General features: G+C 64.0%; 21 protein-coding genes. 19 read left to right on the top strand and 2 right to left on the bottom strand.

Annotated features, from left to right (window positions below; all coding sequences use genetic code 11):
- Positions 1 to 27: 27 nt before the first annotated feature.
- The 18 genes from pyrH (at position 28) to GRX31_RS06165 (ending at position 19,300) form a co-directional block, all read left to right on the top strand.
- Positions 28 to 750 carry a UMP kinase gene (gene pyrH, locus GRX31_RS06080; protein WP_016447488.1) on the top strand — a complete coding sequence of 241 codons (723 nt, stop codon included), beginning with the start codon at positions 28 to 30 and terminating at the stop codon, positions 748 to 750.
- Positions 751 to 793: 43 nt separating this feature from the next.
- A complete protein-coding gene (gene frr, locus GRX31_RS06085; RefSeq protein WP_016447487.1) occupies positions 794 to 1,354 on the top strand; it encodes a ribosome recycling factor in 561 nt (186 codons plus the stop codon).
- A 35-nt stretch (positions 1,355 to 1,389) separates the two neighbouring features.
- Complete coding sequence (gene uppS / locus GRX31_RS06090; RefSeq protein WP_043792021.1) at positions 1,390 to 2,136, top strand: polyprenyl diphosphate synthase; 747 nt, start codon at positions 1,390 to 1,392, stop codon at positions 2,134 to 2,136.
- Positions 2,137 to 2,149: 13 nt separating this feature from the next.
- Positions 2,150 to 3,004, top strand: a complete 855-nt coding sequence (locus tag GRX31_RS06095) for a phosphatidate cytidylyltransferase (RefSeq protein WP_016447485.1) — start codon at positions 2,150 to 2,152, stop codon at positions 3,002 to 3,004.
- Positions 3,001 to 4,179, top strand: coding sequence for a 1-deoxy-D-xylulose-5-phosphate reductoisomerase (gene ispC / locus GRX31_RS06100; protein WP_160851897.1), 1,179 nt, complete (start codon positions 3,001 to 3,003; stop codon positions 4,177 to 4,179). Before GRX31_RS06095 ends, ispC begins: the two co-directional genes overlap by 4 nt.
- A gap of 82 nt (positions 4,180 to 4,261) precedes the next feature.
- A complete protein-coding gene (rseP, locus tag GRX31_RS06105; RefSeq protein WP_026062158.1) occupies positions 4,262 to 5,632 on the top strand; it encodes an RIP metalloprotease RseP in 1,371 nt (456 codons plus the stop codon).
- 45 nt (positions 5,633 to 5,677) lie between these two features.
- Complete coding sequence (gene bamA / locus GRX31_RS06110) at positions 5,678 to 7,975, top strand: outer membrane protein assembly factor BamA (protein WP_016447482.1); 2,298 nt, start codon at positions 5,678 to 5,680, stop codon at positions 7,973 to 7,975.
- Complete coding sequence (locus tag GRX31_RS06115; protein WP_016447481.1) at positions 7,975 to 8,484, top strand: OmpH family outer membrane protein; 510 nt, start codon at positions 7,975 to 7,977, stop codon at positions 8,482 to 8,484. Before bamA ends, GRX31_RS06115 begins: the two co-directional genes overlap by 1 nt.
- Before the next feature lie 24 nt (positions 8,485 to 8,508).
- A complete protein-coding gene (gene lpxD, locus GRX31_RS06120) occupies positions 8,509 to 9,516 on the top strand; it encodes a UDP-3-O-(3-hydroxymyristoyl)glucosamine N-acyltransferase (protein ID WP_016451336.1) in 1,008 nt (335 codons plus the stop codon).
- Complete coding sequence (gene fabZ, locus GRX31_RS06125; protein ID WP_012206736.1) at positions 9,513 to 9,953, top strand: 3-hydroxyacyl-ACP dehydratase FabZ; 441 nt, start codon at positions 9,513 to 9,515, stop codon at positions 9,951 to 9,953. Before lpxD ends, fabZ begins: the two co-directional genes overlap by 4 nt.
- A gap of 7 nt (positions 9,954 to 9,960) precedes the next feature.
- Positions 9,961 to 10,758, top strand: coding sequence for an acyl-ACP--UDP-N-acetylglucosamine O-acyltransferase (gene lpxA / locus GRX31_RS06130; RefSeq protein WP_017404505.1), 798 nt, complete (start codon positions 9,961 to 9,963; stop codon positions 10,756 to 10,758).
- A gap of 21 nt (positions 10,759 to 10,779) precedes the next feature.
- Positions 10,780 to 11,970, top strand: coding sequence for a lipid-A-disaccharide synthase (lpxB, locus tag GRX31_RS06135; RefSeq protein WP_160851899.1), 1,191 nt, complete (start codon positions 10,780 to 10,782; stop codon positions 11,968 to 11,970).
- Positions 11,933 to 12,640 carry a ribonuclease HII gene (rnhB, locus tag GRX31_RS06140; RefSeq protein ID WP_016447477.1) on the top strand — a complete coding sequence of 236 codons (708 nt, stop codon included), beginning with the start codon at positions 11,933 to 11,935 and terminating at the stop codon, positions 12,638 to 12,640. The genes lpxB and rnhB overlap by 38 nt, the downstream gene beginning before the upstream one ends.
- Positions 12,641 to 12,704: 64 nt before the next feature.
- Positions 12,705 to 13,496, top strand: a complete 792-nt coding sequence (locus GRX31_RS06145) for a TrmH family RNA methyltransferase (RefSeq protein ID WP_016447476.1) — start codon at positions 12,705 to 12,707, stop codon at positions 13,494 to 13,496.
- Positions 13,497 to 13,670: 174 nt separating this feature from the next.
- Positions 13,671 to 14,843 carry a glutamine-hydrolyzing carbamoyl-phosphate synthase small subunit gene (gene carA, locus GRX31_RS06150; protein WP_160851901.1) on the top strand — a complete coding sequence of 391 codons (1,173 nt, stop codon included), beginning with the start codon at positions 13,671 to 13,673 and terminating at the stop codon, positions 14,841 to 14,843.
- Positions 14,836 to 18,084 carry a carbamoyl-phosphate synthase large subunit gene (carB, locus tag GRX31_RS06155; RefSeq protein WP_016447474.1) on the top strand — a complete coding sequence of 1,083 codons (3,249 nt, stop codon included), beginning with the start codon at positions 14,836 to 14,838 and terminating at the stop codon, positions 18,082 to 18,084. Before carA ends, carB begins: the two co-directional genes overlap by 8 nt.
- Before the next feature lie 251 nt (positions 18,085 to 18,335).
- On the top strand, positions 18,336 to 18,812 hold the full coding sequence (gene greA / locus GRX31_RS06160) for a transcription elongation factor GreA (protein WP_016447473.1): 477 nt from the start codon (positions 18,336 to 18,338) through the stop codon (positions 18,810 to 18,812).
- Between the two features lie 44 nt (positions 18,813 to 18,856).
- Positions 18,857 to 19,300, top strand: coding sequence for a DUF4149 domain-containing protein (locus tag GRX31_RS06165; protein WP_160851903.1), 444 nt, complete (start codon positions 18,857 to 18,859; stop codon positions 19,298 to 19,300).
- A gap of 77 nt (positions 19,301 to 19,377) precedes the next feature.
- On the opposite strand, the gene GRX31_RS06170 is transcribed toward GRX31_RS06165, so the two are convergent.
- Positions 19,378 to 20,172: a glycosyltransferase gene (locus tag GRX31_RS06170; RefSeq protein ID WP_160851905.1), complete on the bottom strand. Its 795-nt coding sequence runs from the start codon at positions 20,170 to 20,172 to the stop codon at positions 19,378 to 19,380.
- 13 nt (positions 20,173 to 20,185) lie between these two features.
- On the bottom strand, positions 20,186 to 20,659 hold the full coding sequence (locus tag GRX31_RS06175) for a YhbY family RNA-binding protein (protein WP_012206726.1): 474 nt from the start codon (positions 20,657 to 20,659) through the stop codon (positions 20,186 to 20,188).
- A gap of 31 nt (positions 20,660 to 20,690) precedes the next feature.
- Between GRX31_RS06175 and GRX31_RS06180 the strand changes: the two genes are divergently transcribed.
- Entirely contained in the window at positions 20,691 to 21,344 is a 654-nt protein-coding gene (locus GRX31_RS06180) for an RlmE family RNA methyltransferase (RefSeq protein WP_026062160.1), read from the top strand.
- Positions 21,345 to 21,424 lie beyond the last annotated feature (80 nt).

Here is a 21,424-nt window from a genome sequence, read left to right on the forward strand (position 1 = left end):
CATCATCCACCACTTCGGAGAAACACCATGACCCACGCCACACCGGCCCACAAGCGCATCCTGCTCAAGCTGTCCGGTGAGGCACTCATGGGGGATGACTCGTTCGGCATCAACCGTGCGACCATCGAGCGCATGGTTTCCGAAATTGCCGAGGTCACCAAGGTTGGTGTCCAGGTGGCGGTGGTGATCGGTGGGGGGAACATCTTTCGCGGCGTGGCTGGCGGCTCGGTCGGCATGGACCGTGCCACCGCCGACTACATGGGCATGCTGGCCACGGTCATGAATGCCCTGGCCCTGGCCGATGCCATGGACAAGCAGGGGCTGACAGCCCGCGTGATGTCGGCCATTGCCATCGAGCAGGTCGTGGAGCCCTATGTGCGCCCCAAGGCCTTGCAGTACCTCGAGGAGGGCAAGGTGGTGGTGTTCGCTGCCGGCACCGGCAACCCGTTCTTCACGACCGACACGGCCGCCGCGCTGCGTGGCGCTGAAATCGGCGCCGAGGTGGTGCTCAAGGCCACCAAGGTCGACGGTGTCTACACCGACGACCCGATGAAGAACCCCGACGCGACCCGCTACCACAAGCTGGCTTTCGACGAGGCCATCTCGCGCAACCTGGGCATCATGGACGCCACCGCCTTTGCGCTGTGCCGCGATCAGAAGCTGCCGATCCGGGTGTTCTCCATCGTCAAGCCCGGCGCGCTCAAGCGCGTGGTCATGGGCGAGGACGAGGGCACGCTGGTGTACGCTTGAGTGTTTTGATACCGCGTTACACAGCTCTTCAAGGAACAAGAACATGACGATTGCAGACATCAAGAAGACCACCGAGTCCAAGATGGGCCAGTCCATCGAAGCGCTCAAGAACAATCTTGCGCGCGTGCGCACCGGTCGTGCCAATCCATCGCTGCTGGACTCCATCCATGTGGAGTACTACGGCTCCATGGTGCCGCTGTCCCAGGTGGCCAACGTCACCCTGCTTGACGCGCGCACCATCAGCGTCCAGCCCTGGGAAAAGAGCATGTCGGCCAAGGTGGAGAAGGCCATCCGCGAAAGCGATCTGGGCCTGAACCCCGCCTCGCTGGGCGACCTGATCCGCGTGCCCATGCCTCCCATGAGCGAGGAGCGCCGCAAGGAAATGACCAAGCTGGCGCGCAATGAAGGCGAAGCTTCCAAGGTCGCCGTGCGCAACCTGCGCCGCGATGCCAACGAAGCCGTCAAGAAGCTGGTCAAGGACAAGGAAGCCTCGGAAGACGATCAAAAGCGTTGCGAAGCCGATGTCCAGAAGATGACCGACAAGCACATCGCCGAGATCGATACGCTGGTGGCGGCCAAGGAACAAGACATCATGGCGGTCTGAGGCTTCTTGCCTCATTTGCCTCAGGGTCCTTACCTTTGACCAAACAAGACTCCGGCGCGGTGCCGCGCCATATTGCCGTCATCATGGACGGCAATGGACGCTGGGCCAATCGCCGCTTTCTGCCGCGACTGGCCGGCCACAAGCAGGGCGTGGAATCACTGCGCCGCTGCGCCCGCGCCTGCGTCCAGCGCGGCGTGCAGGTCCTGACCGTCTTCGCTTTCTCTTCCGAGAACTGGAACCGTCCCGAAGAGGAGGTTTCCGGTCTCATGGGCCTGCTGGCCAACGCACTTGCCAAGGAAGTGCAGCAACTGAGCCGCGACGGCGTGCGCCTGCATTTCATCGGTGACCGCAGCGGCCTGGGCGAGAAAGTGTGCGCGGGCCTTGCGCAGGCCGAGACCGTCACTGCGCACAACAATCGCCTGGTTCTCAACGTCTGCTTCAACTACGGCGGACGCTGGGACATTGCACAGGCAGCTGCCCGGCTGGCAGAGAAGGGCGAGCCCATCACCCCGCAGAGCCTGGACCGCGCGCTCGCGCTGGCCCATGTGCCCGACCCGGATCTGCTGATCCGTACCGGCGGGGAAATGCGCATCAGCAACTTCCTGCTGTGGCAGGCTGCGTATTCCGAGCTTTTCTTCAGTGACAGCTTGTGGCCTGATTTCGATGAGGCCTGCCTGGACGAGGCCATCGCGGCTTTCGCTTCACGCGAGCGGCGCTTCGGCCAGACTTCCGCGCAAGTACAACAATCACAACCGACGTCGTCCCATCCGCAGACGTCCTGAACAAGGGGGAGCCATGCTCAAGCAGCGAGTCATCACCGCCCTGATCCTGCTGGCCATCCTGTTGCCTGCGCTGTTCTATCCCACGGGTATTCCGTTCGCCGTGGTGGTGCTCGTGCTCATGGCGGCAGGTGCCTGGGAATGGGGGCGTCTCAACGGCTTTGGCACCGCGGGCGCCATCGGCATAGGCGCCATCTGCACGGCGATGTGCCTGGGCGCCTGGGCTGCCGGCTGGCTGGAGCGTCCCCTGTCTGCGCTTTGGATTGTTGCCGGTGCTGCCTGGGTGCTGGGTGGCGGGGCGCTGCTGCGTGCCGGCGTGGCTGGCTGGCCTCGCATTGCAGCGCCTGTGCGCCTGGTCGGCGGAGTGCTGGCCTTGTGGCTGGCCTGGGTCGCCGTGGTGCAGGCGCGCATGATGGGCATCAACTTCCTGCTGTCGGTGCTGGTGCTGGTCTGGGTGGCCGACGTGTTCGCGTATTTCGCAGGACGGACCCTGGGCCTGAAATTCACCAAATCCAAGCTGGCTCCCACGATCAGCCCCGGCAAGAGCTGGGAAGGCGTATGGGGCGGCATGGCAGGCGTTGTGGTGCTGGCCTTGGTCTGGGTCTGGGCTGACCGCCACTACGCGGTGGCCGTGCCCAGTTTCTATTCATTGCTGCTGGCGCGCGGGGCTTGGTTCCTGCTGCTGGCGGTTGTTTTCATGGCCGCGATGAGCGTGGTCGGCGACCTGGTCGAATCCCTGGTCAAGCGCAGCGTCGGCGTCAAGGACAGCAGTGGCCTGCTGCCCGGTCATGGCGGCGTCCTCGACCGCGTCGATGCCCTGCTGCCGACCCTGCCGCTGGCCCTGATGCTTTCCTCTTTCGCGCATTCATGAAGCAGAAAATCACCGTCCTGGGCTCCACAGGCTCCATCGGTACCAATACGCTGGATGTGGTGGCGCGCCACCGCGATCACTACGAAGTCTTTGCGCTCAGCGCGGCCACGCAGGTGGACCTGATGCTGCGCCAGTGTGCCGAATTCAAGCCCCGCTACGCCGTCATGGCCAGCGCGCCGCATGCAAGGCTGCTGGCTGAGCAGCTGCGCAGCAATGGATTGGTCACCGAAGTGCTGCAGTCGCCTGACGCGCTGGAGCAGATCGCCTCGCATCCTGAAGCCGATGCCGTCATGGCGGCCATCGTCGGTGCGGCGGGCCTGGCGCCTTGCCTGGCCGCCGCACGCGCCGGCAAGCGCCTGCTGCTGGCCAACAAGGAGGCGCTGGTGGTTGGCGGTGCACTGTTCATGGACACCGTCAAGCGCCACGGCGCAATACTGCTGCCCATAGACAGTGAGCACTCGGCCATCTTCCAGTGCCTGCCCGAAGACCGCACCAGCTGGCCCGATCGCGTGGACAGTCTGCTGCTCACAGCCTCGGGCGGGCCTTTTCGCCTGCGCGATCCGTCCACCCTGTCCGGGATCACGCCGGAGCAGGCCTGCGCGCACCCGAATTTCTCCATGGGGCGCAAGATCTCCGTGGACTCGGCCACCATGATGAACAAGGCGCTGGAGGTGATCGAGGCCCGCTGGCTGTTCGACATGGCGCCTGACAAGATCAAGGTCGTCATCCATCCGCAGCAGATCGTGCACTCCATGGTGCAGTTCAAGGATGCTTCGGTGCTCGCGCAACTGGGTACGCCCGACATGCGCGTGCCCATCGCCTGCGGCCTGGCCTGGCCCCGCCGCATCGCCAGCGGTGCGGCGCCCCTGGATTTCGCCAAGCTGTCGGCCCTGACCTTCGAGGAGGCGGATGCCGTGCGCTTTCCGGGCCTGCACCTTTCCTGGCAGGCGCTGCACGCCAGCGAGGGAACCACGGCGGTTCTCAACGCTTCCAACGAAGTCGCCGTTGCCGCCTTCCTGGAGCGGCGCCTGGCATTTGACCGTATCCACGCTGTGAATTTGCGCACGCTCGAGACCTTGCTGCCGCCTACACTGGGCAGTCTGGAAGACCTGCTGGCCCTGGACGCGCAGGCGCGCGAAATCGCGCAGACCGTGGCGCGGCAGTGGCAGCTGTGATGCCGGCTTCGCAGGTCAGGATGGTTTTCTTGATGGGCCTGCGGCGGAATCCAGAGGCGCATTGGATTCAAAGGAGTATCAATTGTTGCTGACCGTTGTCGCATTCGTGGTCGCACTGGGCTTGCTGATTGCCGTGCATGAGTGGGGCCACTACCGCGTCGCCGTGGCTTGCGGCGTGAAGGTGCTTCGCTTTTCCGTCGGATTCGGCCGCCCCATCCTGCGATGGAAGCGCAAGGGTTCGGACACGGAATTTGTCATCGGTGCACTGCCCCTTGGCGGCTATGTGCGCATGCTCGATGAGCGTGAGGGCGAGGTGCCTGCCGACCAGCGCCATCTGGCATTCAACACCCAGCCGCTGCGTGCGCGTGCAGCCATCGTGGCCGCAGGTCCCGTGGCCAATCTCGTGCTGGCCATTGCGCTGCTGGCCATCGTCAATTGGGTCGGCATGCAGGAGCCCGTTGCACGGCTGGCAACACCGCCAGCAGGCACGGTGCTGCAGATGGCGGGTGTTCAAGGCGGCGATCGCGTGCTGCGCATGGCTTTGGGTGACCAGGAATGGGAAGAGGTCCGCTCCATCAATGATCTGCGCTGGACGCTGACCCGTGCAGCGCTCGATGACGAGTCCGTGCGCATGGAGGTGCTCCAGGCCCGCCGCACCGCCCCGTCCGAACTGCGGCTCGCGCTGGCTGGTCAGGTTCAGGGCGAGCCCGATGCCGCCTTCTTCGAGCGCCTGGGCTTGCTTGGTCCCTGGACGCAGCCTGTGCTGGACAAGGTGATTGCCGGTGGTGCCGCCGAAAAGGCGGGCCTGCGCCAGGGCGATCTGGTTTTGCGCGTGGGTGGCACCTCGGTGGACGATGGCACGCAGCTGCGCAATCTCATCCGCAAGATGGGCGCATCGGGCCAGGTCCAGCAGCAGATCTGGCTGGTGGAGCGCGAGGGGCGGCAGTTGCAGATCCCGGTGCTGCCCGACCTGGGCCGATCGGAAGACGGCAAGGAAAGCATCGCCCGCATCGGCGCCTACATCGGCAGCGCCCCGGAAATGGCGCTGGTGCAGCGCGGTCCGCTGGAGGGCCTGTGGGCCGGCGTGCAGCGCACCTGGGAGCTGTCGTCGCTGACACTGCGCATGATGGGCCGCATGGTGATCGGCGAGGCCTCGCTCAAGAACATCAGCGGGCCCCTGACCATTGCCGATTACGCGGGGCGTTCGGCCAGCATGGGCCTGGTCCAATATCTCTCGTTCCTGGCGCTGATCAGCATCAGCCTGGGGGTTCTCAACTTGCTCCCCCTGCCGGTGCTCGATGGTGGGCACCTGATGTATTATCTTTGGGAGGGCGTGACTGGCCGAAGCGTGTCGGAAGTCTGGGCCGGACGCTTGCAGCGTGCAGGCGTGGCGGTTTTGATGATGATGATGTCCGTCGCCTTTTTCAACGATATCAACCGGCTTTGGGGCTAACTTTTCAGCCGTTTTCGGCAAGCCGCAGCGGCGGCAAATCCATTCATGACTAAACGTATCAATCGCCTGGGCGTGCGCGCTGCATCGACCCTGGCTGCCATGGTTTTGGCTGCCAATGCAGCCTGGGCACTGGAGCCCTTCCGCGTACAGGACATCCGCATCGAAGGTCTTCAGCGCGTGGAGCCGGGCACGGTCTTCGCTTCCATCCCCCTGCGCGTGGGTGACCAGTATGACGACGACAAGGGTGCAGCCGCCATCCGCTCGCTGTTCGCACTGGGCCTGTTCAAGGACATCCGCCTGGAAGCCAACGGCAACGTGCTCGTCGTCGTCGTTGAAGAACGCCCGACCATCGCCGAAGTGAACTTCGCCGGCACCAAGGAATTCGACAAGGAAACCCTGCAAAAGGCCATGCGTGATGTGGGCCTGGCCGAGGGTCGTCCGTTCGACAAGGCACTTGCCGACCGCGCGGAGCAGGAGCTCAAGCGCCAGTACATCAACCGCAGCCTGTATGGCGCCGAAGTCGTCACGACGGTCACGCCCATCGAGCGCAACCGCGTCAACCTGACCTTCACGGTGACCGAAGGTGATCCCGCCCGTATCAACGAGATCCATATCGTCGGGAACAAGGCCTTCAGCGAATCCACGCTCAAGGACCTTTTTGACCAGGACACCGGCAACTGGATGAGCTGGTACACCAAGTCGGACCGCTATGCGCGCAACAAGCTCAACGCCGACCTGGAAACGCTGCGCTCCTACTACCTGCAGCGTGGCTACCTGGAATTCCGCGTGGACTCCACCCAGGTGGCGATCTCGCCCGACAAGCAGACCATCTCGCTGACCCTGAACATCCATGAAGGCGAGCGCTTCGTGGTCTCCGGCGTCAAGCTGGAAGGCAACTACCTGGACCGCGACGACGAATTCAAGTCCCTGGTCAAGATCAAGCCCGGCGAGCCCTACAACGCCGATCAGGTCACGGCAACGACCAAGGCCTTCACCGAGCACTTCGGCAACTTCGGCTTTGCCTTCGCGCGCGTCGAGGCCGTGCCGGACATCGACCGTGCGACCAACCGGGTGGCCCTGGTGCTGCACGCCGAGCCTTCTCGCCGCGCCTATGTGCGACGCATCAATCTCAGCGGCAACAACCGCACGCGCGACGAAGTGATCCGCCGCGAATTCCGCCAGTACGAGGCTTCCTGGTACGACGGCGACAAGATTCGCCTGTCGCGCGACCGGGTGGACCGTCTGGGCTTCTTCACCGAAGTCAACGTCGAAACCCAGGAAGTGCCGGGTTCGCCTGATCAGGTGGATCTGGTCATCTCGGTGGCTGAAAAGCCCACCGGCTCGCTGCAGCTGGGCGCTGGTTTTTCCAGCGCTGAAAAGGTTTCGCTGTCCTTCGGCATCAAGCAGGAAAACGTGTTCGGCTCGGGCAACTACCTGGGCGTGGACGTGAACACCAGCAAGTACCGCCGCACCATGGTGCTGTCGACCACGGACCCGTACTTCACGGACACCGGCATCTCGCGCACCTACGACCTGTACTACCGCACTGACCGTCCCTACTACGACGATGCGGCCTACAAGATCGTCACCTCGGGCGGCAGCGTCCGCTTTGGCGTTCCCTTCAGCGAGATCGACACCGTTTACTTCGGCGGCGGCGTTGAACGCTCCGAAATCAAGCCCGGCACCTACCTGCCCCAGGCGTACAAGGACTATGCCGACAAGTACGGCTACTCCAACACGGGCATACCGCTGACCCTGGGCTGGTCGCGCGACAGCCGCGACAGCGCGCTGGCGCCCAACTCCGGTCTCTACCAGCGCCTGAACACCGAATGGTCGGTGGGTGGCGAGGCCCGGTATGTGCGAGCCAACTACCAGATCCAGCAGTACATCCCGCTGAGCAAGAAGTACACGCTGGCACTGAACGGTGAACTGGGCTACGGCAAGGGCCTCAATGGCCGTCCGTTCCCGCTGTTCAAGAACTTCTTCTCGGGTGGCCTGGGCTCGGTGCGTGGCTTCGAGCAGGGCTCGCTGGGTCCGCGCGACACCAAGGAAAACCTGGCGCTTGGCGGCTCCAAGAAGGTGACATTGAACGCCGAGTTCATGGTTCCGTTCCCTGGTGCCGGCAATGACAGGACTTTGCGTCTTTTTACATTCCTCGATGTGGGCAATGTCTACGGAGCCAACGAGAACTTCGATCTCGGGGAGCTGCGGGCATCCACGGGCCTGGGCATCAGCTGGATTTCCCCGCTGGGTCCCCTGCGCCTGGCCTTTGCTCAACCCATCCGCAAGCAGACCGGGGATAAAATCCAGCGACTGCAATTCCAAATCGGAACCTCTTTCTAATGAAATCTCTATCTAGCCATTTTTCCCTGGCTGTGCTGCTTGGCGCCATGGCCGTTTCCGCGCACGCCCAGGAGTTCAAGGCCGGCTTTGTGAATACGGATCGCATCTTCCGTGAAGCATCGACTGCCAAGGCTGCGCAGTCCAAGCTGGAGCAGGAATTCTCCAAGCGTGAGAAGGAGCTGATTGACCAGGGCAACTCGCTCAAGAGCGCTTCGGAGAAGTTCGAGCGTGAAGCTCCCACCATGGCCGAAAGCCAGCGCGTCTCGCGCCAGCGCCAGCTGGTGGATCAGGACCGCGAGTTCCAGCGCAAGCGCCGTGAGTTCCAGGAAGACCTGAACTCCCGCAAGAACGAAGAACTGGCCCAGGTGCTGGAACGCGCCAACAAGGTGGTCAAGCAAGTGGCCGAATCCGAGAAGTACGACGTCATCCTTCAGGAAGCCGTCTACATCAACCCCAAGTACGACATCACTGACAAGGTGATCAAGGCGCTGAACGGCGGCGGCAAGTAAGCCAGCTGTCCAGGGCTGCATGCCGTGAGCGTATTGTTGGGCCAGATCCTCGATGCACTCGGTGGCGAGTTGGTCGGTGGCGAAAGGGAGATGTCCATCTCCCGCATCGCACCGCTGGACTCTGCCGGGGCCGGGGATCTCAGTTTTCTGAGCAACCCCCGCTACCGCCAGCAACTGGCCGCCTCCGAGGCGGCCTGCGTTATTGTGGCGCCCGCCATGCGCGAGCTGGCGCAGCAGCGGGGTGCCTGCATCGTGGTCCCTGATCCGTATGCGTATTTCGCCAGGGCCACGCAGTGGTGGAAGCGAAACTGCAGGCCCGTGGCGCCGGCCGGTATCCATCCGAGCGCCGTGGTGCACGAGAGCGCCATCGTTGATGCATCGGCCACCATTGGCCCGCTGTGCGTGGTCGAGGAGGGTGCCACGATCGGTGCCCACACCGTGCTCAAGTCGCGCGTCACCATTGGCGAGAACTGCCATGTGGGCGCGCGCTGTCTGCTGCATTCCGGCGTGGTGCTGGGGGCGGACGGCTTTGGGTTCGCGCCCGAGAACGGCGCATGGGTGAAGATCGAGCAGCTCGGCGGCGTGCGGATCGGCGACGATGTGGAAATCGGAGCCAATACCTGCATAGACCGGGGTGCGCTGGACGACACGGTGATCGAGGATGGGGTCAAGCTCGACAACCTGATTCAGATCGGTCACAACGTGCACGTCGGCAGGCATACGGCCATGGCCGGCTGCGTGGGGGTGGCCGGCAGCGCGCGCATTGGCGCGCATTGCACCGTGGGAGGCGGGGCCATCGTGCTGGGCCATCTGCAGCTGGCTGACCGGGTGCATATTTCGGCAGCGACGGTAGTGACCCGTTCGCTGACACAATCAGGTGTTTACACGGGCATGTTTCCTGTGGATGAAAACGCCAAATGGGAAAAAAATGCTGCGACGCTGAAGCAGCTGCACTCCATGCGCGATCGCATCAAGGCCCTGGAGCGGCAACTGCAGCAATCGGCGGATCAAGGCCATAACGGAACGCAATGATGGATATTCACGCAATTCTCAAGCAACTGCCCCACCGCTACCCCTTCCTGCTGGTGGACAAGGTCACGGAGCTTGAGCGCAATACACGCATCAAGGCGATCAAGAACGTCACGTTCAACGAGCCCTATTTCATGGGCCATTTCCCAGGCCGCCCTGTCATGCCTGGCGTGCTCATCCTGGAGGCGCTGGCGCAGGCTGCCGGCCTGCTGGCCTTCGATGCCATGGGCCAGGTTCCCGACGAAAACAACATCTACTACTTCGTGGGCATCGACGGTGCGCGCTTCAAGCGCCCCGTGGAGCCGGGCGACCAGCTGGTGCTGGAGATCACCATCGACCGCGTTCGCGGCGGCATCTGGAAGTTCAAGGGCGTGGCCCGCGTCGAGGACGAAGTGGCCTGCGAAGCCGAGCTGATGTGCACCATGCGCAACGTGGGCTGACGGGCGCATGGCTGGCATTGAACGCATCCATCCCACGGCACTGATAGATTCCGCTGCGCAGCTGGATTCGTCGGTGTCGGTCGGCGCCTATGCCGTCATCGGACCGCATGTGGAAATCGGCGCCGGCACCACCATCGGCGCGCATTGCGTTGTCGAAGGCCATACCCGCATTGGCTGCGACAACCGGATTTTCCAGTTCGCGTCCCTGGGCGCGCAGCCCCAGGACAAGAAGTACGCAGGCGAGCCTACCCGGCTGGTTATCGGCGATCGCAATACGGTGCGGGAGTTCTGTACCTTCAACACCGGTACCGTACAGGACCAGGGCGTCACGGCCATCGGCGACGACAACTGGATCATGGCCTATGTGCATGTGGCCCATGACTGCGTTGTCGGCAGCCACACCATCCTGGCCAACAACGCTACCCTGGCCGGCCACGTGCACGTGGGCGACCATGTCATCCTGGGCGGCCTGACGGGTGTGCACCAGTTCACCAAGGTGGGCGCCCATGCCATGGCCGGCTTTGCCAGTCATATCTCGCAGGATGTGCCGCCCTTCATGATGGTGGATGGCAATCCGCTGGCCGTGCGCGGCTTCAATATCGAAGGCTTGCGCCGTCGCGGCTTCGGGCCGCAGCGCATTCAGGCCGTCAAGCAGATGCACCGTCTGCTGTACCGCCAGGGACTGACCCTTGAAGCTGCGCGAGAAGCCATTGCTTCGCTGGAGGGTGAACTGCCCGAGGCCGCGGCCGATGTATCGCTGATGCTGGATTTCCTGGCGGCTTCGACCCGGGGCATTGCGCGCTGATCTGGCGCGCGAAAGGACGGCATGACAGAGAACGCGGCGCCATCGGCGCGCCTGAGTCCATCGATTGCCATGGTCGCCGGAGAAACCTCTGGCGACCTGCTGGCGTCCTTGCTCCTGGGTGGGCTGCAGTCCCGCTGGCCAGAGGCCTCGGCCTTTGGCATCGGCGGGCTGCAGATGCAGCAGCGCGGCTTTGAAGCCTGGTGGTCCAGCGAGCGCTTGGCCGTGCATGGATACAGCTGGGAAGTGTTTCGCCGGCTGGCCGAGATTCTGAATATCCGACGCCAGCTGCGTCAGCGACTGCTCCAGCAGCGGCCGGCCGTCTTTGTCGGCATCGACGCGCCGGACTTCAACCTGGGGCTGGAAACCGATCTGCGTGCTGCGGGCATCAAGACCGTGCATTTCGTCTGTCCTTCGATCTGGGCCTGGCGTGCCGATCGCGTCGACAAGATCCGCCGCGCGGCCGATCATGTCCTTTGCGTCTTCCCCTTTGAGCCCGAGTTGCTGGCCCGCCATGGCATAGACGCGACCTATGTGGGCCATCCCCTGGCCAGCGTGATTCCGCTGCAGCCCGACCGCGCCGCTGCACGCTGCCGGTTGGGGCTGCCCGAAGATGGTCTGGTGCTGGCCGTGCTGCCCGGCAGTCGGCGCTCTGAAATACGTTACCTGGCTGCCCGCTTCTTTCAGGCGGCAGCTTTGGTTCGGAAGGCGCTGCCAGCTATTAAAATAGTAGTGCCTGCTGTGCCTTCGCAATTCGACGAGCTGCAGCGCATTGCCGCGCAAGCCGGCATGGCTTCGTCGCTGCACATCGTGCGCGGCCAGTCCCATGACGCATTGGCAGCCTGTGACGTGACGCTGATAGCCAGCGGCACGGCCACGCTGGAAGCCGCCTTGTACAAGCGGCCCATGGTGATCGGCTACAACATGCACCCGTGGAGCTGGCGTCTGATGCGTGGCAAGCAACTGCAGCCCTGGGTGGGCCTGCCCAACATCCTGTGCGGCGATTTCGTCGTGCCCGAGCTGATCCAGGATGCGGCAACGCCCCAGGCGCTGAGCGCGGCCGTGCTGCAATGGCTGCAGGCCTGCGAGCATTCCCCTTCAACCGTCGAAGCGCTGGTACAGCGCTTCACAGCGCTGCACCATGAATTGCGGCGCGATACTGCCGAACTGGCCGCCCATGCGATCGAGAAAATCATTGCCCCCACTGCCGCCTGAACAGGCGTGCCTGCCCTGGCATCCGCCGGGGTTGGTTGCGGGCGTGGACGAAGCGGGCCGCGGCCCGTTGGCCGGCCCCGTGGTGGCCGCCGCTGTCATTCTTGACGATCTCCATCCCATCGAGGGTCTGAACGATTCCAAGAAGCTCACGGCTGCGCGCCGCGAGGCACTCTATGACGAGATCCGTGCCAAGGCGCTGTGCTGCAGCATTGCCGAGGCCTCGGTCGAAGAGATCGATCGCCTGAACATCCTGCAGGCCACGCTGCTGGCCATGCGCCGCGCGGTGCTGGGCCTGCGATTGAAGCCGGTACTGGTTCTGGTGGATGGCAACCAGTTGCCCGTGCTGGATGTGCAGGCCGAGGCCATCGTCAAGGGCGACGCCCTGGTGCAGTCCATCTCGGCGGCCTCCATTCTTGCCAAGGTCACGCGGGATCGGTGGTGCCAGCGCCTGCATGAGCAATACCCGGAATACGGCTTCGACGGCCACAAGGGCTATGGCACGGCGGCCCATCTTGCCGCGCTGCGCCTGCATGGCGCCTGCCAGGAGCACCGGCGAACCTTCGCGCCCGTGGCCCATGTCGTGAGCATTGCCCGCAGGGCCGAGCCGCTGGCAGCCGCCCGCGTGGCCGCTGCGGCGCAGGGCGCGCAGGCCTTGCTGCTGTCGGCCTGAGCGCCTTCGCTTTCTGCGCCCGTGGCGCTGTTCTTCGCTGTTCTCTTTGCCCGGAAGCCTTGCCATGAGCCGACAACCTGCCGCTACATCGATCCAGTCCCGTGACAACGCCCTGGTCAAGGATTTGCGAAGGCTTGCCCAGGACAGCGGGGCCTACCGCAAACAAGGACGTGTCTGGCTGGAGGGGGACCATCTGTGCCGTGCTGCCCTGGCGCGCGGCATGCAGCCCGCCGTGGCCGTGGTGGCCGAGTCCTTCTGGCCTCAGGTGCCGCGGGAGTGGGTGCAGGGCGCAGGCAAGTGCGTGGTGCTGTCCGATGCCGTGTTTGCCGAGGTCAGCGGACTGGAGTCTCCGGCGCGCATCGGCTTTCTGATGGACTGGCAGGCGTCGGCGGCCGTGCGTGCCGGCGTGGCCACCGTGGTGCTCGACCGTGTGCAGGACGCAGGCAACGTGGGCTCCATTCTTCGCAGTGCGGCCGCTTTCGGCTTCGGCCAGATCGTGGCCTTGAAGGGCACGGCTGCGCTGTGGAGCCAGAAGGTGCTGCGCGCCGGAATGGGCGCGCATTTCGGGCTGCACCTGGTGGAGTCGGCGTCACCCGAGGATCTGAGTGCGCTTGGCTTGCCCCTGATCGTGACCAGTTCCCATCAAGGTGAACTGATCCAGAGCGCGGCTCTGCCCTGGCCATGTGCTTGGGCCATGGGCCATGAAGGGCAGGGCGTTGGCGAGGCGCTGATGCAGCAGGCGGCGCAGCATGTGCGCATCGGCCAGCCGGGTGGTGAAGAGTCTCTGAACGTGGCTGCGGCAGCGGCGATATGCCTGCACGCAAGCAGCGTGAGTGCCGGCTCACGTCAAGGGTAATCCCGCCTCCTGTCAGGAGGCTGAAGCGCGACCAGCCTATAATGGGCGGCTTTCAAGCATTCCACAATACGCCTAGCGACGCTTCCTCGCCACCCCCTGCAGACAAGCTGTAAACCGCACGGACCCGTCCGTGCGGCACGCTGGGCGTAACCGTAATTAGAACCGGAGAACCCAGTGCTTTTGTCTCTCAAGGGAGCATTCCCATCCGCCATCCTGGCGCTCGCAGACGGCACGGTCTTTGTTGGCAACTCGATCGGTGCGCAAGGCACCACGGTTGGTGAAGTCGTTTTCAACACGGCAATCACCGGCTACCAGGAAATCCTCACCGACCCCAGCTACTGCCAGCAGATCGTGACGCTCACGTATCCGCACATCGGCAACTACGGCGTCAACGCAGAGGATGTCGAGGCTGGCAAGGTCCATGCGGCGGGCCTGATCATCAAGAACCTTCCGCTGCTGGCCAGCAACTTCCGCAAGTCCGAGACCCTGCCCGACTACCTCACGCGCAGCGGCACGGTGGCGATTGCCAACATCGACACGCGCAAGCTCACACGGCTGCTGCGCGACAAGGGCGCACAAAACGGCGCCATCGTCGGTTTGGCCGCTGGCGAAGAAGTGACCCAGGCGCGCATCGACGAGGCACTGGCTGCGGCCAAGGCGGCCCCCAGCATGAAGGGCCTGGATCTGGCACAGGTGGTGAGCGCCGCCCGGCAGTACGAATGGACGGAAACCGAGTGGAAGCTGGGCGAAGGCTACGGCCAGCAGCAGGCCCCGCGTTTCCATGTGGTGGCCTATGACTTCGGCGTGAAGTTCAACATCCTGCGCATGCTGGCCGAGCGCGGCTGCAAGCTGACCGTGGTGCCGGCCAAGACGCCCGCCAAGGATGTGCTGGCACTCAACCCCGACGGCGTTTTCCTGTCCAACGGCCCTGGCGACCCGGAGCCCTGCGACTACGCCATTGCCGCGACCAAGGAACTGGTGGAGTCCGGCAAGCCCGTCTTCGGCATCTGCCTGGGTCATCAGATCATGGCCCTGGCCGCTGGCGCCAAGACCTTCAAGATGGCCAACAGCCACCACGGCGCCAACCACCCCGTCAAGGACCTGGACAACGGCCGCGTGAGCATCACCAGCCAGAACCACGGTTTTGCGGTGGAGATGGAGTCCCTGCCCGACACGCTGCGCGCCACGCACATCAGCCTGTTCGACGGCACGCTGCAAGGCCTTGAGCACAAGGACAAGCCTGCGTTCTGCTTCCAGGGCCACCCCGAGGCTTCGCCCGGCCCGCACGATATCGCCTACCTGTTTGATCGCTTCACGGCGCTGATGGAGAAACACAAAAATGCCTAAGCGCACCGACCTCAAAAGCATTCTGATCATTGGCGCCGGTCCCATCGTCATCGGCCAGGCCTGCGAGTTTGACTACTCCGGCGTGCAGGCCTGCAAGGCGTTGCGCGAAGAGGGCTACAAGGTCATCCTGATCAACAGCAACCCTGCCACGATCATGACCGACCCGGCCACGGCCGACGTCACCTACATCGAGCCCATCACCTGGCAGACGGTCGAGAAGATCATCGCCAAGGAGCGTCCCGACGCCATCCTGCCGACCATGGGCGGCCAGACCGCGCTGAACTGCGCGCTGGACTTGTGGCGCAACGGCGTGCTGCACAAGTACAAGGTCGAGCTGATCGGCGCCACGCCCGAGGCCATCGACAAGGCCGAGGACCGCCTCAAGTTCAAGGATGCGATGACGCGCATCGGCCTGGGTTCGGCACGCTCGGGCATCGCCCATTCGATGGACGAAGCCTGGGCCGTGCAAAAGGAAATGGGCTTTCCCACCGTCATCCGCCCCAGCTTCACGCTGGGCGGCACGGGCGGCGGCATTGCCTACAACCCCGAAGAGTTCGAGACCATCTGCAAGCGCGGCCTGGAAGCGTCGCCGACCAATGAGCTGCTGATCGAGGAATCGCTGCTCGGCTGGAAGGAGTACGAGATGGAAGTCGTCCGCGACAAGGCGGACAACTGCATCATCATCTGCTCCATCGAGAACCTGGACCCCATGGGCGTGCACACCGGCGACTCGATCACCGTGGCGCCCGCGCAGACGCTGACCGACAAGGAATACCAGATCATGCGCAACGCCTCGCTGGCGGTGCTGCGCGAGATCGGTGTGGACACGGGGGGCTCCAACGTGCAGTTCTCGGTGAATCCGAAGGACGGTCGCATGATCGTCATCGAGATGAACCCGCGTGTGTCGCGCTCCTCGGCGCTGGCCTCCAAGGCCACGGGCTTCCCCATCGCCAAGGTCGCTGCCAAGCTGGCCGTGGGCTACACGCTGGACGAACTCAAGAACGACATCACGGGCGGCAAGACGCCTGCCTCGTTCGAGCCCTCGATCGACTACGTGGTCACCAAGATCCCGCGTTTCGCATTCGAGAAGTTCCCGGCTGCCGACAACCGCCTGACCACGCAGATGAAGTCCGTGGGCGAGGTCATGGCCATTGGCCGCACCTTCCAGGAATCCTTCCAGAAGGCGCTGCGCGGCCTGGAAGTCGGCGTGGACGGCATGAACGAAAAGACCCAGGACCGCGAGATCCTCGAAAAGGAACTCGGCGAACCAGGTCCGGACCGCATCTGGTATGTGGGTGACGCCTTTGCTGCCGGCTGGACGCTGGACGAAGTGCACAACATCACCAAGATCGACAAGTGGTTCCTCGTGCAGATCGAAGAGATCGTCAAGATCGAACTCGAACTGGACAAGGTCTACGAGGAAAAGGGCGATGCCGCGCTGGCTGCACTGGACGCCACCACGCTGCGCACGCTCAAGCAAAAGGGCTTCTCCGACCGCCGCCTTGCCAAGCTGCTGCACAGCACCGACAAGGCCGTGCGCGAGGCGCGCAAGGCACTGGGCGTGCGCCCCGTGTTCAAGCGCGTGGACACCTGCGCTGCCGAGTTCGCCACCGACACGGCCTACATGTACTCCACCTATGACGAGGAGTGCGAAGCCGAGCCGACGGACAAGAAAAAGATCATGGTGCTGGGCGGTGGCCCTAACCGCATCGGCCAGGGCATCGAGTTCGACTACTGCTGCGTGCATGCCGCGCTCGCCATGCGTGAGGACGGCTATGAAACCATCATGGTCAACTGCAACCCCGAAACCGTGTCCACCGACTACGACACCTCGGACCGCCTGTATTTCGAGCCGCTGACGCTGGAAGACGTGCTCGAAGTCGTGGCTGTCGAGAAGCCGGTCGGCGTCATCGTGCAGTACGGCGGCCAGACGCCCCTGAAGCTCGCCCTGGGCCTGGAAAAGGAAGGCGTGCCCATCATCGGCACCACGCCCGACATGATCGACGCGGCCGAAGACCGCGAGCGCTTCCAGAAGCTGCTGCATGAGCTGGGCCTGCGCCAGCCGCCCAATGCCACGGCCCGTACCGAGCCCGAAGCGCTGGAAAAGGCGGCCGGCCTGGGCTACCCCCTGGTCGTGCGTCCCAGCTATGTGCTGGGTGGCCGTGCCATGGAAATCGTGCATGAGCAGCGCGACCTGGAGCGCTACATGCGCGAAGCCGTCAAGGTCAGCAATGACTCGCCCGTGCTGCTGGACCACTTCCTGTCCAACGCCATCGAGTGCGATGTGGACTGCGTGCGTGACCGCGAAGGCGCCGTCTTCATCGGCGGCGTGATGGAGCACATCGAGCAGGCCGGCGTGCATTCGGGCGATTCCGCCTGCTCGCTGCCGCCTTACTACCTCAAGCCCGAGACCGTGGCCGAGATCAAGCGCCAGACGGCTGCCATGGCCAACGCGCTGAGCGTGGTCGGCCTGATGAACGTGCAGTTCGCCATCAAGGAAACGGCCGATGGCGACGTGATCTACGTGCTGGAAGTCAATCCGCGTGCCTCGCGCACCGTGCCCTTCGTCTCCAAGGCCACGGGCATCCAGCTGGCCAAGGTGGCTGCGCGCTGCATGGCCGGCGACACGCTGGCCCAGCAAGGCATCACCAAGGAAGTCACGCCGCCGTACTTCAGCGTCAAGGAAGCCGTCTTCCCGTTCGTGAAGTTCCCGGGCGTGGACACCATCCTCGGCCCCGAGATGAAGTCCACCGGCGAAGTCATGGGCGTGGGCAAGACCTTTGGCGAAGCCTTCGTCAAGAGCCAGCTGGGCGCCGGCGTGGCACTGCCCACCCAGGGCAAGGTCTTCCTGACTGTGAAGAACGCCGACAAGCCGCGCGCCGTGGCCGTGGCCAAGGAACTGGCTGCCATGGGCTTCGTGCTGTGCGCCACGCGCGGCACGGCAGCGGCCATCTCCGAGGCAGGTATCGAGGTGCAGCTCGTCAACAAGGTGACCGAGGGCCGCCCCCACATCGTGGACATGATCAAGAACGGCGAGATCGCCATGGTCATCAACACGGTGGAAGAGCGCCGCAACGCCATCGCCGACTCGCGCGCCATCCGTACCAGCGCCCTGCTGGCGCGCGTGACCACCTTCACCACCATCTTCGGTGCCGAAGCCGCCGTCGAAGGCATGAAGTCCATGGGCAACATGGATGTGCACTCCGTCCAGGAACTGCACGCCCAGCTGCAAACGGCCTGATCCTTCCGCGCTGCCGCCCCTCGTTTCTGACGAGGTGCAGCCGGCGGCACTGTCCGACAGTGCCGCCGGGTTTTCCCACCGAAGCTGGTGGTCAAACGCGGCATAATGGACCACATGACTTGATGAAACCGCCGCGCGGCAACGTGCGGCGGTTTGCTTTTGGGGCGCAGGCCCTGCCGCCATACTGCCGGCCCGCCTGTGCCAAAGAAGCCGCGCAACGCGCGGCGTTTGCTGCACATGGAGACTTTTCAATGGCCACCATTCCCATCACCAAGCGCGGAGCCGAGAAACTCAAGGACGAGCTGCACCGTCTGAAGACCGTGGAGCGTCCTTCCATCATCCAGGCCATCGCCGAGGCCCGTGCCCAGGGCGACCTGAGCGAAAACGCCGAGTACGAGGCCGCCAAGGACCGCCAAGGCTTCATCGAGGGCCGCATTGCCGAGGTAGAGAGCAAGCTGTCCGCAGCCCAGATCATTGATCCCTCCGCCGTGGATGCCGGCGGCCGCGTGGTCTTCGGTGCAACGGTTGAACTCGAAGACGAGGACAGCGGCGACACGGTCAAGTACCAGATCGTCGGCGAGGACGAGGCCGATCTCAAGCTGGGTCTGATCAACGTCTCCAGCCCCATCGCACGCGCGCTGATCGGCAAGGAAGAAGGCGATACCGCTGTCGTGCAGGCACCGGGCGGCGAGCGCCGCTATGAAGTGGTGTCGGTGCGCTACCTCTGATGCGTCGGTGCCTGTGCCTCGATCGTTGAGGAAGGCCTAAGCCCATGAGCAACCTGTACGAGCGCGTTCCCCTGCTGGCTGCTGCCCTGTGGTGGGGCAGCCTGTCGGCCATCGGCTTCATGGCCGTGCCCATGCTGTTCGCCCACTTGCCCACGCCGGCTGTCGCGGGCTTCATGGCTGCCAAGCTGTTTGCCGCGCAGACCTGGGTGTCCATCGCCTGCGCGGCCGTGCTGCTGGTCCTGTCCCGGCGCAGCAAGGAGTCGGTCCTGCAGCCCTGGGCCAAGGCCTGCCTGGGCTTTGTGATCGCAGGCATGCTGCTGGCATTTGTCGTCCAGTACGGCGTGTCGCCGCGCATCGTTGCACGCGACAACCTCAAGCTGTGGCACAGCGTGGGCACGGTGATGTATGCGCTGCAGTGGCTGTGTGCGCTCGTCGTGCTGTGGCGCATAGGCCGTTCGTCTCAAGCGAACACCCGGGCCACGGTCTGATCCCGGTCCTGCCGGTTCGGCACCATGCCAAACAAAAACGCCCGCAAGCGCGGGCGTTTTTTTGTGGGTCGAGCTGCTCACTCGTGCCAGTGCTCGGCCACCCAGGTGGCAGGCCGGATATAGCGAAAGCGCCGATTGCGCCGGCCGGCCAACGCGTCAGGCGGGTTGCATTCGCCGTGGAAGATCACCACGCGCGCACCATCCGGCACGAAGGGCGGCTTCCAGTAGTTCGTCGGCCATGCGGGAATGCAGTGGTACTTGAAGCTGGGGCACCAGGCCTGCGGCCAGTACTTGAGCTTGCCCTGCTTGTGCAGCATGTCGGACAGATAGGCCTGCTCATTGCGAAAGTTGCGGCGTATCTCTTCGAAATGCGTGCGGAAGTAGTCCAGCACCTCGGGGTGGGCACCCAGCTCGAAGCGGTACACCGAGGAATTGCCCGTGATGCGCCACGGACGCTTGTAGTCGTGGATGATCAGGAACTCGCCGGGCTCGGTGAAAAAAACGTCCAGCGGCCCGGTGATGACCACGTCCACGTCAAGAAACAGCGCCGTGCCGCGCAGGCCGTGCAGGTCGGCACTGAAGGTGGCCAGCTTGTTCCAACCACGCTCCGGAATGCCCGCGGGCAGGTTCAGCGGAGGAATCGGCAGGCATTCGACCTCGTCGCGAATCCCCACGCCGTCATCGGTCAGGCAGACAAGGCGAAAATCGCCCTTCAGATGCCGACGCACCATGGCGTAGAGCCTGTTGACATACTCCGGACCGTACTTCTTGCCCCACTTCATGCAGACTACGAAGCGCTGCTGCGCAGAGGGGGAGGCGGAGGGCGGTAGCGCGGCCTGGGCCACGCTGGCGGCATGGGATGCTACGGTCATGGATGCGGCGGACTCAGTCTGCCTGACGCTTCTTGACCGACTTCTGCTTGGGCTTGGCGCGCTTGACCTGGCCACCTGCCGTCAGGCGCTGGTTGCCCAGCACGCGGATCTGCTTGACCTCGGGCTTCTGGCCGGAGCGCTTGCTGAACTTGAGCAGCTTGACATCGCGAGGGCCGGGCATGCGGTTCTCGTCGATGGCTTTTTCCTTTTCCGGCATGGGGCGCCAGAGCACCAGCAGCTTGCCGATGTGCTGAATGGGTGCAGCGCCAAGCTCGTCGCACAGCTGCAGATACATCTGCTCGCGTGCGGCGCGGTCGTCGTTGAAGACACGGACCTTGATCAGGCCATGTGCGTTAAGGCCGGCGTTGACCTCCTTTTGCACGGCAGCCGTCAGGCCGTCACCCCCGATGAGGACCACGGGGTCCAGGTGGTGTGCGTTGGCGCGGTGTTCCCGGCGCTCGGCGGGAGTCAATTGAATTTGGGGCATGGCCGTATTATCGAGGCTGAAAGAATCCAGCATGAAAGTCCAAACAAAAAGCAAGAAGGTCAACAAGGCTTGGCTCAACAGCCACGTCAACGATCCTTACGTCAAGGCCGCCCAGAAGGACGGCTACCGCGCGCGCGCGGCCTACAAACTCAAGGAGATCGACGAGCAGCTCAAGCTCATCCGGCCGGGTGCCACGGTGGTGGACCTGGGCTGCGCACCCGGGGCTTGGAGCCAGTATGTGCGCCGTTGCCTGTCGCCCAACGGGGCGGCCGTCGGCGCTCTCAACGGCCGCATCATCTCGCTGGATCTGCTGCCCATGGAGCCCATTGAGGGCGTGCAGTACATCCAGGGCGATTTCCGCGAGGAGCCGGTTCTGGCCCAGCTCCAGGAGGCCCTGGGCGGGGGCAAGGCCGACGTGGTGGTCTCCGACATGGCTCCCAACCTGTCGGGCAACGGCACGACGGATGCGGCGCGCATTGCGCTGCTGGTCGAACTGGCGGTTGATTTTTCCATCCACCATATGAAACCTGAAGGCGCCTTGGTGGTGAAGCTCTTCCACGGCGGGGCCTACGATGACCTGGTTGCGCTGTTCCGGCAGACCTTCAAGGTGGTCAAGCCGATCAAGCCCAAGTCCTCGCGTGACAAGTCTTCGGAGACGTTTTTGGTGGGCATGGGGCTCAAGTAGCCCTGTGCAGCCGCCCGGCGCTGCCCTGACCCGGGTCAAGACCGTATTCAAGCTATGGCTGCTATAGAGGGATATAGGCG

The sequence above is a fragment of the Delftia sp. CH05 genome, assembly GCF_009827015.1.
Taxonomy (GTDB): Bacteria; Pseudomonadota; Gammaproteobacteria; order Burkholderiales; family Burkholderiaceae_C; genus Comamonas; species Comamonas tsuruhatensis.

Excerpts from the sequence above, each read along its gene's own strand:
- pyrH (WP_016447488.1), top strand. The coding sequence starts at position 28 with ATGACCCACGCCACACCGGCCCACAAGCGCATCCTGCTCAAGCTGTCC.
- frr (WP_016447487.1), top strand. The coding sequence starts at position 794 with ATGACGATTGCAGACATCAAGAAGACCACCGAGTCCAAGATGGGCCAG.
- GRX31_RS06095 (WP_016447485.1), top strand. The coding sequence starts at position 2,150 with ATGCTCAAGCAGCGAGTCATCACCGCCCTGATCCTGCTGGCCATCCTG.
- ispC (WP_160851897.1), top strand. The coding sequence starts at position 3,001 with ATGAAGCAGAAAATCACCGTCCTGGGCTCCACAGGCTCCATCGGTACC.
- bamA (WP_016447482.1), top strand. The coding sequence starts at position 5,678 with ATGACTAAACGTATCAATCGCCTGGGCGTGCGCGCTGCATCGACCCTG.
- GRX31_RS06115 (WP_016447481.1), top strand. The coding sequence starts at position 7,975 with ATGAAATCTCTATCTAGCCATTTTTCCCTGGCTGTGCTGCTTGGCGCC.
- fabZ (WP_012206736.1), top strand. The coding sequence starts at position 9,513 with ATGATGGATATTCACGCAATTCTCAAGCAACTGCCCCACCGCTACCCC.
- lpxA (WP_017404505.1), top strand. The coding sequence starts at position 9,961 with ATGGCTGGCATTGAACGCATCCATCCCACGGCACTGATAGATTCCGCT.
- lpxB (WP_160851899.1), top strand. The coding sequence starts at position 10,780 with ATGACAGAGAACGCGGCGCCATCGGCGCGCCTGAGTCCATCGATTGCC.
- rnhB (WP_016447477.1), top strand. The coding sequence starts at position 11,933 with ATGCGATCGAGAAAATCATTGCCCCCACTGCCGCCTGAACAGGCGTGC.
- GRX31_RS06145 (WP_016447476.1), top strand. The coding sequence starts at position 12,705 with ATGAGCCGACAACCTGCCGCTACATCGATCCAGTCCCGTGACAACGCC.
- carB (WP_016447474.1), top strand. The coding sequence starts at position 14,836 with ATGCCTAAGCGCACCGACCTCAAAAGCATTCTGATCATTGGCGCCGGT.
- greA (WP_016447473.1), top strand. The coding sequence starts at position 18,336 with ATGGCCACCATTCCCATCACCAAGCGCGGAGCCGAGAAACTCAAGGAC.
- GRX31_RS06165 (WP_160851903.1), top strand. The coding sequence starts at position 18,857 with ATGAGCAACCTGTACGAGCGCGTTCCCCTGCTGGCTGCTGCCCTGTGG.
- GRX31_RS06170 (WP_160851905.1), bottom strand. The coding sequence starts at position 20,172 with ATGACCGTAGCATCCCATGCCGCCAGCGTGGCCCAGGCCGCGCTACCG.
- GRX31_RS06175 (WP_012206726.1), bottom strand. The coding sequence starts at position 20,659 with ATGCCCCAAATTCAATTGACTCCCGCCGAGCGCCGGGAACACCGCGCC.
- GRX31_RS06180 (WP_026062160.1), top strand. The coding sequence starts at position 20,691 with ATGAAAGTCCAAACAAAAAGCAAGAAGGTCAACAAGGCTTGGCTCAAC.